This is a genomic window from Edaphobacter sp. (assembly GCF_028283685.1).
In the GTDB taxonomy this organism is placed as follows: Bacteria; Acidobacteriota; Terriglobia; order Terriglobales; family Acidobacteriaceae; genus Edaphobacter.
Genome location: NZ_JAPWKF010000002.1, coordinates 61,591 through 75,506, shown reverse-complemented (window position 1 = coordinate 75,506; position 13,916 = coordinate 61,591). Strand labels below are relative to the sequence as shown.

General features: G+C 61.5%; 10 protein-coding genes. 6 read left to right on the top strand and 4 right to left on the bottom strand.

Annotated elements, in window-relative coordinates; genetic code table 11:
- Positions 1-2: 2 nt before the first annotated feature.
- Positions 3-1,259, bottom strand: coding sequence for an arsenic transporter (locus PW789_RS04195; protein WP_299371876.1), 1,257 nt, complete (start codon positions 1,257-1,259; stop codon positions 3-5).
- A gap of 82 nt (positions 1,260-1,341) precedes the next feature.
- Here PW789_RS04195 and PW789_RS04190 point away from each other — a divergent pair, with 82 nt between their 5' ends.
- A complete protein-coding gene (locus tag PW789_RS04190; protein ID WP_299371873.1) occupies positions 1,342-2,046 on the top strand; it encodes a YggS family pyridoxal phosphate-dependent enzyme in 705 nt (234 codons plus the stop codon).
- Positions 2,043-2,342 carry a DUF167 domain-containing protein gene (locus tag PW789_RS04185; protein ID WP_299371870.1) on the top strand — a complete coding sequence of 100 codons (300 nt, stop codon included), beginning with the start codon at positions 2,043-2,045 and terminating at the stop codon, positions 2,340-2,342. The genes PW789_RS04190 and PW789_RS04185 overlap by 4 nt, the downstream gene beginning before the upstream one ends.
- A gap of 3 nt (positions 2,343-2,345) precedes the next feature.
- On the opposite strand, the gene PW789_RS04180 is transcribed toward PW789_RS04185, so the two are convergent.
- Positions 2,346-3,611 (bottom strand): glycoside hydrolase family 28 protein, encoded by a 1,266-nt coding sequence (locus PW789_RS04180; protein WP_299371867.1) that lies wholly within the window; start codon positions 3,609-3,611, stop codon positions 2,346-2,348.
- Between the two features lie 185 nt (positions 3,612-3,796).
- On the opposite strand from PW789_RS04180, the gene PW789_RS04175 reads away from it, so the two are divergent.
- From PW789_RS04175 to PW789_RS04160, 4 genes are all read left to right on the top strand, one after another.
- Positions 3,797-5,635 (top strand): M2 family metallopeptidase, encoded by a 1,839-nt coding sequence (locus PW789_RS04175; RefSeq protein ID WP_299371864.1) that lies wholly within the window; start codon positions 3,797-3,799, stop codon positions 5,633-5,635.
- A gap of 95 nt (positions 5,636-5,730) precedes the next feature.
- On the top strand, positions 5,731-7,233 hold the full coding sequence (gene glpK / locus PW789_RS04170) for a glycerol kinase GlpK (RefSeq protein WP_299371861.1): 1,503 nt from the start codon (positions 5,731-5,733) through the stop codon (positions 7,231-7,233).
- Positions 7,230-8,786: a glycerol-3-phosphate dehydrogenase/oxidase gene (locus tag PW789_RS04165; protein WP_299371858.1), complete on the top strand. Its 1,557-nt coding sequence runs from the start codon at positions 7,230-7,232 to the stop codon at positions 8,784-8,786. Before glpK ends, PW789_RS04165 begins: the two co-directional genes overlap by 4 nt.
- Before the next feature lie 9 nt (positions 8,787-8,795).
- On the top strand, positions 8,796-9,539 hold the full coding sequence (locus PW789_RS04160) for an MIP/aquaporin family protein (RefSeq protein WP_299371855.1): 744 nt from the start codon (positions 8,796-8,798) through the stop codon (positions 9,537-9,539).
- 75 nt (positions 9,540-9,614) lie between these two features.
- Here the strand turns inward: PW789_RS04160 and PW789_RS04155 are convergent, their stop codons facing one another.
- A complete protein-coding gene (locus PW789_RS04155) occupies positions 9,615-10,739 on the bottom strand; it encodes an SIS domain-containing protein (protein WP_299371851.1) in 1,125 nt (374 codons plus the stop codon).
- Between the two features lie 172 nt (positions 10,740-10,911).
- Positions 10,912-13,779 (bottom strand): PIG-L family deacetylase, encoded by a 2,868-nt coding sequence (locus PW789_RS04150; protein ID WP_299371848.1) that lies wholly within the window; start codon positions 13,777-13,779, stop codon positions 10,912-10,914.
- Positions 13,780-13,916 lie beyond the last annotated feature (137 nt).

Below are 13,916 nucleotides of genomic sequence, written 5' to 3'. Positions count from 1 at the left end.
CCTCATCGTCCCCCAAGCAACACACAGCCCAACGCAGCCAGCAACGCCATCGGCATCGCCACCAACCCCACCTTCAAAAACTCCTTCGCGCTGACATGCATTCCCTGGCTGCGAATTGCCTGCAACCATAGGATTGTCGCCAGCGACCCCGTCACCGAGAGGTTCGGCCCCATGTCCACGCCGATCAGCACCGCCTTGGCCAGCGCGCCGTGGACCCCAACCGCCTGTACCGCCGCCCCTGCAATCAGTCCCAGCGGGAGGTTGTTCACCAGGTTGTTGCCCACCCCGACGGCGAAGCCGGTTGCGAAGACTCCCTGCCACAGCGGAAGCCCTTCCGCGGCCAGCAGCGTGCGTTCCGCCAGCGCCAGCAGACCCACGCGATTTACTGCTTCCACCATCACAAACAGGCCCGCCACCAGAGGAAGCACGCTCCAGCTCACCCCCTTAAAGACCTGCGCCAGCTCCGCTCCGGAGCCCCGACTCACCATAAGCGTCAACACCACGCCAACGATCACCGCCGGCAGTCCAAGGTCCGCATGCAGCGCCGAGGCTGCAAGCAGCACCACCGCCATCAACGCGATCCCCCCAAATGCCATCCTGCCGCCAGGAGTCAGGGGAGCGGCATCCCTGCCATCCTCCGCCTCACCGACCAGATCGCGCCGGAACCACCATCGCAGCACCACGAACGTCACCACGATTGAAGCCAGCGAAGGCAGCAAAAACATGGCCATCCAGCTGCCCAGCGGCGGCATCTGCGAACGAAAGACGACGAGATTGGCCGGGTTCGAGATGGGCAGCACAAAGCTCGCCGCGTTTGCGATCATCGCGCAGGCAAAGAGAAACGGCAACGGCTGCGACTTCGTTCTTTTCACCGCAGCAAGCACTGCAGGCGTCATCACCACAGCAGTTGCGTCGTTCGACATCAGCACCGTTACCAGCGTTCCCGTCACATAGACCAGCACAAACAGCCGCGAGACCGAGTGCTTCGCGTGCCGCACGGCGTTTGCCGCCAGCCAGTCGAAGACACCGTTCAACAATGCCAGCTCCGACAGCAGCATCATCCCAGCGAGGAACAGGTAGACGTCGGTACCCTCGCCCACCGCATGCAGGGCGACGCGCCAGGGAACCAGCCCCAGCGCCAGCAGCAGCAACGCTCCCCCGGCTACCCACCACGCCTCCGCAATCCTGCGTGGGCGCAGCAGCATCAGCACGATGCTTAGCGCACAGATACCGCACAACAGCCAACTGCTACCCCCCAAGCGATTACTCCTTCGACCTCAACCGTGGACCGTGGCGGCTCGACTTCTCTTCCCCGCCGCGGATACTCTATTCAAGAAGCATATGTCCATCTCAGAGAATCTGATGCGTCTGCGCGAGCAGGTCGCTGCCGCCTGCCGAAAAGCCAATCGCGATGAGCGCGAGGTCGCCCTGATGGCGGTCAGCAAGGTCCACCCCGCCGAGGCCATCATCGAGGCCTATGCGGCCGGTCAGCGCCTCTTCGGCGAGAACAAGGTGCAGGAGTTCCAGTCCAAGCACGAACAGCTCGGCTCGCTTGAGGGCGCGAACATTCATCTGATCGGCCCGCTGCAGTCAAACAAAACCTCGAAAGCCGCTGAGCTCTTTGACGCCATCGACGCCGTCGACGCACTGAAGATCGCGCAGCGCCTGGATACGACCGCAACCTCGCTCGCCAAGCGACTGCCCATTCTCATCGAGGTGAAGCTCTCGCACGAGGAGTCCAAGCACGGCATCGCACCCGCCGAGCTTTCCGCGCTGCTCGACGCGATCGCGCCTCTCAAGTTTGTTGAAGCCGTCGGACTGATGACTGTCCCGCCGTGGTCGGAGGAGCCCGAGACCGCTCGCCCGTACTTTCGGCAGCTGCGCCAGCTCCGCGACGAAGCGCAGAAGCTGCATCCTTCTGTCACGCAACTCTCCATGGGCATGAGCAACGACTTTATCGTCGCCATCGAAGAGGGCAGTACCTGCGTCCGCATTGGCACAGCCATCTTCGGCAAGCGAATCTACCCGGCACAGCAGGACCAATGAGCTTCACCCGCGACAATCCGGACGGCTGTACGTTGAGCGTCCGCGTCCACCCCGGAGCGAAGAAGACCGCCGTGGCCGGGCTGCATGACGGTGCACTCAAGATCTCCCTCAACGCTCCTCCGGCCGAAGGCAAGGCTAACGATGCTCTGATCGCCTTCATCGCCGAGCAGCTCAGCGTGCCACGCTCGAAGGTCGCGCTCATCACTGGCCTCACCAGCCGCAGCAAGACGTTGCGCATCGCAGGAAAAAGCGCGGCCGAAGTTGCAGCCGCGCTCTCGCCAGATCAGGATGCCTGACAGCTACTTGATATCAACCTTGGCGCTTGGAGCCACCTTCATCGCCTCTCCACTGGCTGCGACAATGTGCACATCGGAGCCCTTCACCTCGGCATAGCCGATCGTCATGCCCGTCTCGGCTGAGATGTCGATGTTCTTCAGCGTCAGCCCCTTCACCGGAGACTCCGGCAGACCGACGATGATTCCGGCAACCTTGCTGTTCACTGACTTCACATTCTCAATCGTGATGTCGTGAAAGAACGGCGTCAGCCGCGTGACCGGGGCCGGAGCCACGTCGCCCTGCGGCAACGCCTTGGGGTAGTACTCGCTGATCAGGATTGAGGTCTTCACATCCTCCATCGTGATGTCCTTGAAGCTGATGTTGTAGACCTGGTTGCCGCGATCGCGATTGGCCTTGATGCGAAGTGCCTGATCGGTGCCCTTGAAGTGGATGCGCTCAGCGTGAATATTGTTCGCGCCACCCGCAATCTCCGAGCCGATGGAAAGCCCATGCCCATGCATGAACTCGCAGTCAGTAATCGTAATGTTCCTGCTCGGTGCGTCCGGCCCCGGCGAGTTCACGATGCCGCTCTTGATCGCGATGTTGTCGTCACCCACATCGGCATACACATGATCGATGATCATGTCCGACGAGCTGAAGGGGTCGATCGCATCGGTGTTCGGAGAATGCTGGGGCGCGAGAATCTTCACATTGCGAATCTCGACATGGTCGCTGTAGTACGGAACCACCTGCCAGCTTGGCGAGTCCTTGATGGTCACGCCCTCCAGCTTCACCCGCTTGCAGTGGTCGAAGACCACCAGGCGTGGCCGAAAGACGGTGTCCGGCCCCACAAAACCTGCATTTGGCGTCCGCCGCGCCTCATCCCACCAGCTCTGGCCGTTGCCGTCGATCGTTCCCTTACCGGTGACCGCGATATCCTCTGCATCCTTTGCGCTGACCAACGCCTGCTTGCCCGGCGCGCGGAACTCGGTGATCGTCGGATAGTCGCCATGATCGGGTGATCCGAGGAGCGTCGTGCCTTCTGCGATATCCAGCGTGACCTTGCTCTTGATCATGACCGGCCCGGAGACAAAGATGCCCCCCTCGAGCTTCACCGTACCGCCGCCCGCTTTAGCGCAGTCGTCGATGGCAGCCTGGATCGCCTTCGTATTCTTGGTCGTCCCATCGGGCTTGGCCCCATAGGCCGTGGCGTTGCAGACCTTCGCACTGGCAGGCAGCGCCGCGGCAAAGGCAAGCGTTGCAATCGACATCGCAATACGGTTGTTCATCAGAGTTCCATCTCCCGGCCCTTTTCAGACCTCACTGTAGCGAGTAGAAAGTTCTGCAAAATCTTACAGTAAATTGGTCTGACCACGCGCCTACCATTCCTATTTCCGCTCTTTCCGCTTCTGAAAGAACAATTTGAAGCTGTCTTCTCTCCACCCGGCGCCAAGTATTCGATACACTTCCCCGCATGAAGCTCGCGATCGCCGTCTCCGCGCTCCTCCTCATCTGCACCGCATGTACCCGCACCAACTCCCCTTCAGGGCCGCCTACCGTCGACGAAGCGCGCACCTTCATGCAGCAGGCCAACACCGACCTGCTCGCCCTCTCCAACGAGGCGCAGCGCGCCGCCTGGGTGCAGGAGACCTACATCACCGACGACACCGAAGCCATCGCCGCCAAGGCCAACGAGCGCCTGCTCAATCGGACCAACGAGCTAGTCATCGCGGCCCGCCGCTTCAAAGACCTTCAGCTTCCACCTGACCTCGCCCGGCAGTTCAAGTTGCTCAACCTCAACGGCTCGCCCACCGACCCTAAGCTCGTCGCCGAGCTGACGCAGGTATCAAGCGCACTCGACGGCATGTATGGCAAAGGCAAGTACTGTCCTCCCGGAAAATCCGGGGATGCCTGCCTCGGCATCGATCAGATTGACGTTCTGATGGCCAAGTCCCGTAATCCCAAAGAGCTTGAGGATCTGTGGCAGGGCTGGCACAAGATCTCGCCGCCGATGCGGGACAAATACGCCCGCCTGGTCGATCTCTCTAACCAGGGCGCACGAGAGTTCGGTTACAAGGACACGGGCGATCTCTGGCGCTCCGGCTACGACATGACGCCCGAGCAGTTCTCCGCGGAGCTGGAACGCACATGGACGCAGCTCGAACCGCTCTACCGGGAGCTGCACGCCTACGTCCGCTTCAAGCTCGTTCAGAAGTATGGTGCCGCGGCCGAACGCCCCGACGGCATGATCCCCGCCTATCTTCTGGGGAATATGTGGGCGCAGGAGTGGGGCAACATCTACGACATCGTCGCACCATCCTCCACCGGCTACAGGATGTACGACCTCGAGACCTCGCTAAAAAAGCAGATCGGCCCGGTGCCTCCGCTCGAAACCGGTAAGAAGATGGCGCACTACGGCGAAGGCTTCTTCACCTCGCTCGGCTTCCAGCCATTGCCCGAGACCTTCTGGCAGAGATCGCAGTTCATCAAGCCGCGTGATCGGGACGTTGTCTGCCACGCCAGCGCCTGGGACGTGGATAACGACCAGGACCTCCGCATCAAAATGTGCCTCAACGTCACCGCCGACGATTTCACGACGGTGCACCATGAAGAGGGCCACAACTTCTACCAGCGCGCCTACCGCAATCAGCCTTACCTCTTCCGCAACGGAGCTAACGACGGCTTCCACGAGGCCATCGGCGATGCGATTGCCCTCTCCATCACGCCGGACTACCTGAAGCAGCTGAAGCTCATCGATACGGTGCCGCCCATTGAGGCGGATATTCCGCTGCAGCTGCGAACCGCGCTCGACAAGGTCGCCTTCCTCCCCTTCGGCCTGCTGATCGACAAGTGGCGCTGGCAGGTCTTCAGCGGCGAGACCAAGCCAGCCGACTATAACAAGTCCTGGTGGGCGCTGCGCGAGAAGTACCAGGGCGTCGCTCCTCCTACACCGCGCGACGAATCGAACTTTGACCCCGGCGCCAAGTACCACATCCCCGGCAACGTTCCCTATGCGCGCTACTTCCTCGCGCGCATCTACCAGTTCCAGTTCTACAAGGCGATGTGCGACGCCTCCGGCTATAAGGGTCCTCTCAACCGCTGCAGCTTCTACGGCAGTAAGGCCGCAGGCGACAAGCTGAATGCCATGCTCGAGGCCGGCCAGTCCAAGCCCTGGCAGGAGACGCTCAAGACGATGACCGGAAGCGATCACCTCGACGCCGGACCTATGCTCGAGTACTTCGCCCCGCTCTATCAGTGGCTCAAGCAGCAGAATGCAGCAAACCACGTCACCGTGGGATGGCAGGTGAAGTAATGTATGCGGCCTGCTATTCCGCACAACTTCGAACTTAATACTGTAAAGTGGCTTGGCGCAGACCTGTTGCACCGCGCTGAAGCAGGAGAGGCCTCGTGGCAAAGCAATATATCCTCGCCCTCGACCAGGGCACCACCAGCTCCCGGGCCATGATCGTCGACCAGGGCGGTTCGGTCATCGCTATCGCGCAGCATCCGTTCCGCCAGATCTTCCCCAAGCCGGGATGGGTGGAGCACTCTCCTTCGGAGATCTGGGCGTCTCAGAGCGGCGTCGCGACTGCCGCCCTCGCCCAGGCCAACCTCACGGACCGCGACATCGCCGCCATCGGCATCACCAACCAGCGCGAAACCACCATCGTGTGGGATCGAGAGACCGGCGAACCTATCTTTAACGCCATTGTCTGGCAGGACCGCCGCACCGCTGAGTTCTGCGACCGGCTGCGGAACAGCTCGGGTGAGCTCATTCAGCAGAAGACCGGGCTTATACCTGATGCCTACTTCTCAGGCTCAAAGATCAACTGGATTCTCGAAAATGTAGAAGGCGCACGCGCCAAAGCCGAAGCCGGCAAGCTGGCCTTCGGCACCGTCGACAGCTGGCTGATCTGGAAGCTCACCAACGGAGTGCGGCACGTCACCGACGTGACCAATGCCTCGCGGACGATGCTCTTCAACATCCGCACCATGCAGTGGGACGAGGAGCTTCTGCAGCTGCTTGAGATTCCAGCCTCCATGCTGCCTGAGGTCGTCGCCTCCAGCGGAGTCTGTGGCACGACCAAAGGCCTGCTGAACGGCATCCCGATCGCAGGAATCGCAGGCGACCAGCAGGCGGCGCTCTTCGGGCAGATGTGCACCTCTCCCGGCATGGCAAAGTGCACCTACGGCACCGGCGCCTTCATGCTGATGAACACGGGCACCACGCCGATGGCGTCGAAGAATCGCCTGCTGACAACGGTCGCCTGGCAGATCGGCGACACTGTGGAGTACGCGCTCGAAGGCTCGATGCTGATGGCGGGAGCCGTCGTCCAATGGCTTCGCGACGAGCTGCAGATGATCCGCACCTCGGCCGAGATCGAGGAGCTCGCCGCCAGCGTTCCGTCCTCCAACGGAGTCGTCCTCGTGCCCGCCTTTGCCGGGCTCGGCGCTCCGCACTGGGACCCCTACGCCCGCGGCGCAATCGTCGGACTCACCCGAGGAAGCTCCCGCGCCCACATCGCCCGCGCGGCGCTTGAGGGCATCGCCCTGCAGGCCACCGACGTCCTCGAAGCCATGCAGGCCGACAGCAATCTGCCCTTGGCACAGCTTCGCGTCGATGGAGGAGCCGCCGCCAACAACATGCTCATGCAGATCCAGTCCGACGTGCTCGGTATCGAGGTCGTCCGCCCGAAAAACGCTGAGGCGACCGTACTGGGCGCAGCGTATCTCGCCGGACTCGCTGTGGGATACTGGCCAGACAAGGACACCATCGCAAGCCAGTGGCAGGTCGATCGCGTCTTTAAACCTGTCATGGAGTCCACCACACGCGGGTATGTCCGCACCACCTGGCGTCGCGCCCTTGAGCGCGCAGGCCAGTGGCATCGCGAAGAGGAGAAGCCAGATTGAGTGACCGCGCCGAGATCATGCGCAGCCTGGGCCTCGAAACCCAATGGGACATCCTCATCATCGGCGGCGGAGCCACTGGGCTCGGCGCTGCAGTCGAAGCAGCATCGCGGGGCTACAAAACTGTCCTCATCGAGCGGACCGACTTCGCCAAAGGCACCTCCAGCCGTTCCACCAAGCTCGTCCACGGCGGCGTCCGCTATCTCGAGCAGATGAACATCACATTGGTCCTCGATGCCCTGCAAGAGCGCGGCCACATGCTCGCCAACGCTCCGCATCTCGTCCACGACCTCTCGTTCGTGGTGCCGGTGTACGACCTCTTCGGCCTGCCCTACTATGGCTTCGGCCTCAAGGTCTATGAGCTGCTCTCGGGCAAACTCTCCTTCGGCCCATCAAAGCTGCTCTCCAGCCGCGAGACCACCTCCTTACTTCCCGGCGTGAAAGCCGACGGGCTGCGCGGCGGTGTGCTCTATCACGATGGCCAGTTCGACGACTCTCGCTACGCCGTGACGCTGATGCGCACCTTCCAGGACCTCGGCGGTACCGCGATCAATTACGTCGAGGCCACCGGCCTGATCGAAGCGAACGGCAAGGTTGCCGGAGTCCACGCCCGCGATCTCGAAACCGGCACGCTCTTCGACCTGCGCGCCCGCGTCACCATCAATGCCACCGGCGTCTTCACCGAGCAGATCCTCGCCATGGACAACGATCGCGAGACGCTGCTCTCGGTCAGCCAGGGGTCGCACTTCGTCCTACCCGCCGACTTTCTGCCCACCGACCACGCGCTGATGATCCCCAAGACCTCCGATGGCCGCGTGCTCTTCGCTATCCCCTGGCACGGGCACACGGTCGTCGGCACCACCGATGAGGCCGTCGAAAGAGCTTCGGTCGAGCCACACGCGATGGAGAAAGAGCGCGCCTTTCTGCTCGACCACATCACGAAATATCTCGGCCGTCGTCCTGCCCCTGAACAGATTCAGTCCGTCTGGTCCGGCCTGCGTCCACTCGTTCGCAAGGGCGGAGCCTCCACCTCCAAGCTCTCGCGCGACCACAGCGTCATCATCTCGCCTACCGGACTGGTCACGGTCACAGGCGGTAAGTGGACCACCTATCGCAGAATGGGCGAAGATGCGATTAACCGCTCCACGGACTCGGCGGGCCTGCCCAGAACCTCTTCCATCACGCGCACACTTCGTCTCCATGGCTGGACAAAAGAGATTTCCCCTGCCGAGTCCGACCGCGTCTACGGCACCGACCTCGCTCACCTCAAGCAACTCTCCGACGAAGATCCAACGCTCAACGATCTTCTGCATCCCCGGCTTCCCTACCGCAGGCGCGAAGTCCTATGGGCGGCACGCCACGAGATGGCGCGCACCGTCGAAGATGTCCTCGCCCGCCGCACGCGAGCGCTTTTTCTCGACGCCCGCGCCGCACTGGAGGCCGCTCCCACCGTCGCAAACCTACTGGCCAAGGAGCTTAAACGCTCCGACGACTGGAAGGCGCGCGATCTCGAATCCTTCACAACCATCGCCCAGGGCTATGTCTACCAGGAATAAGTGAGTCTCATGGCAAACGCTCCTCTTCCGCCCTTCGTCGGCGAATTCTTCGGCACACTGATCCTCATCGTCCTCGGCAATGGCGTCGTTGCCGGGGCCAACCTCAAGAAGAGCTACGCTGAATCCGCCGGCTGGATCTCGATCACCACCGGCTGGGCCATCGCCGTTCTCTCCGGAGTCTGCGTCGCAGCCGCTCTCGGCGATGCAGACGGCCATCTCAATCCAGCCTTCACCGTCGCTTCGGTGATGATGACCGGCCACGCCGAACGCCTTTGGACATACATCCCGGCACAGATCCTGGGAGCTATCGCCGGAGCTACCCTAGTCTGGCTGCACTATCGTCCCCACTGGCAGCTGACCGAGGACGCCGCGGCCAAGCGCGCCTGCTTCTGCACCTCGCCCGCCGTATCCGCTCCCTTCTGGAACCTGCTCAGCGAGGTCATCGGCACCTTTGTGCTCGTACTCGTCGCAACGGCACTGGCCTCGCGCCGCATCGCTCCAGCGGGAGTAGCGCCTGGACTCGGCCCTATGCTCGTAGGGGCTCTCGTCTGGGGAGTTGGCCTCTCGCTTGGCGGCACGACCGGGTACGCGATCAACCCGGCCCGCGACCTCGGCCCACGTATCGCCCACGCTATCCTCCCGATCCCCGGCAAAACCGACTCCGGCTGGAGCTACGCCTGGATTCCCGTCCTTGGTCCTGTGCTGGGGGCCGCCATCGCCGTAGGCGCCATCCTTGCTCTCAAAATGAGTTGATAAACACAATTCTGAAATAGAAAGGCCCGCGAGAGGATGCTCTCGCGGGCCACATTCTTTATTGCGTCTTGAAAACTACTCCTGCACGACAGCCTTCACCAGATTGCGCGGATTATCCACGTCGATATGACGCGAGATCGCCATGAAATACGCCAGCAGCTGCAGTGGAATCACCTCGTACAGCGGCGAGATGAACTCAGGTGCACGCGGCACCTCAATCGCGACACGGCTCAACTCAGCCACGCGGATATCCCCCTCATTCACGATGGAAACGATATCGGCACCCTGCTTGTTCATATCGCGGACCAGGTTGACCGTCTTCTCGTAGCGCAACAAAGAATCCGCCGACGAGGGATCGCACGTTGCCAGCACAATTAAAGGATTGTGCCGGTTTACCAGTGCATTCGGCCCATGCTTCAGCTCGCCCGTCGGATAGCCCTCGGCTTGGATGTACGCCGACTCCTTCAGCTTCAGGGCACCTTCGCGAGCGATCGGGTAGTGAACACCACGCCCGAGGAAGAGGAACGTCTCAGACGCCTGCAGCGAATCCGCCAGCTGCGAGACCTGCTTCTCCCAGCGAGGCAGGACCGCCTCAAGTGCCTCCGGAACCTCGTGCAGGTGCGCCAGATGCGATTCAACTACCGCACGCGTCATCCGTCCGCGGATACGCGCAGCGTAAAGCGCCAGCAACTGCAGCACAACAAGCTGCGTGGTGAAGCTCTTCGTCGCGGGAACGGCCTTCTCCACGCCTGCCATCGTCGGCAGCGAGCAGGATGCCAGCTTTGCCATCGAAGACTCCGGACGATTGGTAATCGCAATCGTCGAGCAGCCGCGCGCAATCGCCTCGCGCAGGGCCTCCGACGTATCTGCCGTCTCGCCGGACTGCGAGATCACCAGGAAGCAGGGGTTGCGCAGCGTCTGCGTCGAGCGATAGATGTACTCGCTGGCGTACTCCACATCGACGGCGATGCCGGCAAGGTCCTCAAACAGAATCTCGCCTGAAAGGCCTGCGTGCCGGCTGGAGCCCGAAGCGGAGATCAGGATGGAATCGCGGCCTACAAGGGCCTGGCGTGCGGAGGAAAACACATCTTCGCGAAGGCTCTTGCCATCGGCATATGCAGCCAGTGTCTCGGCAATCGCCTTCGGCTGCTCAAAAATCTCACGCAGCATGGCGTGGGGGAAGTTGCGTGTCGTCGTCATGAAACGGTATTTACCTCTGTGTCTAACTGGGTCTGAATCTTAGAAACGCTCTCAGGCGCTGCCATTATGGTATCGCGGGCAGGTTGACTATGCGATGACTATGGCTAAAACCGCCCGCTGACAGAGAAAGACGGCGCAAAGCGTCGCTTCACGCCGCCCGTTGCCACACTCTTTACTTCGTGCCAGTTACCGTCGCAGGAGCTTCCTTTCCTAAAGCCAACCCGGGGTTCTTGCTCATGCTGATCAGGTTGGCCATGATGCGGAATGACCCCGGAACGCCGTCCGGCATCTGGCGGAAGAAGGCATACGCCAGATACACATACGCTCCCTTGCCGTAACGCGTGTAGATCAGGCCGCCTTTCTGCGGTTCCTGCCCGGCATCGTGCATCTCGGTCAGAGCGATATAGTGCGAGTCCCAGTCATGCATGAAGCCGTGACCGCGCTCCTCCACCCAATGATCGAAGTCCGCCGTCGCAATCTTGTTCGGCCAGTTCAGAACCGGGTCATTGGGTGCGATGATCGACACCTTATTGTCCTCTTCGACCACCTTCTCGGGATCGCTGGTCAGCGTCAGCGGATAAGGCCCATAGTTGTGGTCATACTCCGGCGTCTGATACTGCACCACTACCGTCCCGCCGTTCTTCACATACTCCAGCAGGCGATTGTTGAACGTCTTCAGCTCGGGCCGCGCCGCATAGGCACGGATGCCAAGGATGATGGCGTCGTAATGCGACAAATCGGCCGAGGCGATCTCCCCCGCCGACAGCATCGTCGGGTGAATCCCGATATCCGCAAGCGACGTCGCGACATCGTCACCCGTGCCCATCACGTAGCCGATATTCAGATTCGGTGCTGTCTTCACATCCACGCCCGTCGTCTTATACGTCGCCGCGCGATAGTGAGGATACGGCCTCAGCCCGGGATAACCGACGGTCTGGAAGCCCTGCGTAAACTTCTCGCCGTTGTATTCTGCTACCGCCGTGATGACATATGGCTTCGTCTCCACGTGCTCCGGCTGCACGGTGAAGGTCAGGTTCTGATCCTCACCTTCCCGCATCGTTGCAAACTCGGCGACCTCTGGCTTGGACTTCCACCCCTTCGGCAGATCGAGATGCACTGAGCCCTTCGCGGGTCCCTTCACGGAGCTATGCAGATCGACGTGCAGCTCCAGCTCCGCGCTCGAAAGTGCCACCACGCCCGCATACGGCGAGACCGAAAGCGAGATCGCAGGCGCCACCAATAGCGGCTCCAGCACCGGCCCTTCACCATTGATGCGATGCACTGTCTGCACCACGCCAGAGAGCTCGATCGTCACATCGTGATACATCACCGTCGCCTTCGCCACCAATGGATAAGGCCGCGACGGCAGATTCAGGAAGCGCGGATCGTTGATGTCGTAGTACGACTGTTCCAGTGACGGCCTGCTGAAGTAAGGCTTGGTCAGCTCAGCCGTACGGGGAACCGTGATGTCGAATAAAGGATCCCGCGTCACACCTGGCCCAAGCGGCCCTGCAGCAGACGCAGCTCTGGGAGTGGAGACGAATCCCGGTCCTGCTTCGGAGACCACGGAGACATCGCTCAGCGTCACCGTCTCCGTTCCCTGGTTGGCAATATGCACCGCAACCGCAACCTTGTCTCCGGGAACCACGGTCTGCGAGGTCGGCATCTGCGTGGACATATCGCCCATCGGCCCCATGTGACCGCCGCTTCCCGCTCCTTCGTTGGTGTTCGCCAGCAACGCCAGGCCAAGCGACTGCTCGAGCGCCAGGTCGAACTGCTGCCGCTTCACCACAAGCTCATGCGTCATGTTGTACTTCGCTTCGGCAGGCAGCTTACTCTTGGCAATCTCGTTCAACAGGGCGTTGGTCTGGGCCATCCCCTTGGCAAGCGTCGGTGCAACCCCCTCCGGCTTCTCCGCCTTGAAGCCCTCAATCGCCGACTCCACCGTGGCATTCAGCTCATTCAGCTTGGCAGCCCACGCCGCCTGCTCTGCCTTCGGGGCATAGCCTGCGATTCCCGCCAGCGACACATCGATGCCATCGAAGAAGGATTTCTCCTGAGCCGCCGAGCCAACCCGTGACGCATACAGGTGATACGGGCTCGAAATGCTGCGCGGGAGAGGAACCGCAACGCCGCCATTCTGCGTCTTCTGCTCGTTCAACCCCTCGCGCGAGATCTGCACGTACGAGTTACCCAGCATCGGGCTGTAGTCGCCGCTGGGAATTTCAACCGTCGCCTTCGGCACGCCCTCGATCCAGGTTCCGTCAACATAGTTGCGGAAGCGCACCGGCTCCCAGTGTCCCGTCGCATAGTCGTAGACCCCCTTCTCGGTGACACGCGCAAATGGCACACGCGCGTAGACCTTCAGTGGTGTCCACGGCAGCAGGCCTTCTTTGATCTGGTCGGGAAAGACCTTCGGGTCTCCCGCCATCACGTACACCTTCTGCGCAGTGTAGCCCGCCACCTGATGATGGCCGTGACCGTCGGAGACATTGCCAGCAAAGACCGACGTCACCACCAGCGGACGCTGAATACGGATCGCCCGCACAGCGTCGTAGAGGACGCGCTCCTCTCCCCAGGTCTTCAGGGCCTCCTCAATCGTCTTCGAGAAGCCGAAGTCCGCAACCCGCGTCCAGTACTGGTGCACGCCATAGTAGTTACCCGCCGCCAGCAACTCCTGCGTGCGCAGTGTGCCCAACTGATCCCAGTAGTCTCCCGTGATCACGTTCTGGCCACCCTCACCACGATTCAGCGTCAGCAGCGTGACATCGACGCCCTGCGAACGGCTCTCGTAGGTCAACATGCCGCCGTCTTCATCATCGGGATGCGCCGTCACCATCGCGAGCGACGCGCGGGTGTGCAGCTTCGCTAGAGTTTGCGAAAGCGCCGCCGAGCCCCGGTCAATCTGAAGCGGACGCGCATACGCCGAACGATACGATGCCACCGGCACGCCCTGCTGGGCCGTAGCGATTGCACCGTTCATCGACAGAGAGAGAGCAAGCAGTGAAGCGATGGTCCCGCGGCAGACGTCAGTTCTCATGGAACGAATGTTGCTCCTTAAGGAAGTCATTCATTGCTGGTATTGCATTTCTTGTAGGCTGCCACCGCAGCGAGGTTGACATTAACCATTATGAAGTTCGCTGCCGTATGGCGTATTGGATATCACGATACTTTTAA

Bases quoted from the DNA above. Each gene is read 5' to 3' on its own strand.
- PW789_RS04190 (WP_299371873.1), top strand. From the start codon at position 1,342: ATGTCCATCTCAGAGAATCTGATGCGTCTGCGCGAGCAGGTCGCTGCC.
- PW789_RS04185 (WP_299371870.1), top strand. From the start codon at position 2,043: ATGAGCTTCACCCGCGACAATCCGGACGGCTGTACGTTGAGCGTCCGC.
- PW789_RS04180 (WP_299371867.1), bottom strand. From the start codon at position 3,611: ATGAACAACCGTATTGCGATGTCGATTGCAACGCTTGCCTTTGCCGCG.
- PW789_RS04175 (WP_299371864.1), top strand. From the start codon at position 3,797: ATGAAGCTCGCGATCGCCGTCTCCGCGCTCCTCCTCATCTGCACCGCA.
- PW789_RS04160 (WP_299371855.1), top strand. From the start codon at position 8,796: ATGGCAAACGCTCCTCTTCCGCCCTTCGTCGGCGAATTCTTCGGCACA.
- PW789_RS04155 (WP_299371851.1), bottom strand. From the start codon at position 10,739: ATGACGACGACACGCAACTTCCCCCACGCCATGCTGCGTGAGATTTTT.
- PW789_RS04150 (WP_299371848.1), bottom strand. From the start codon at position 13,779: ATGAGAACTGACGTCTGCCGCGGGACCATCGCTTCACTGCTTGCTCTC.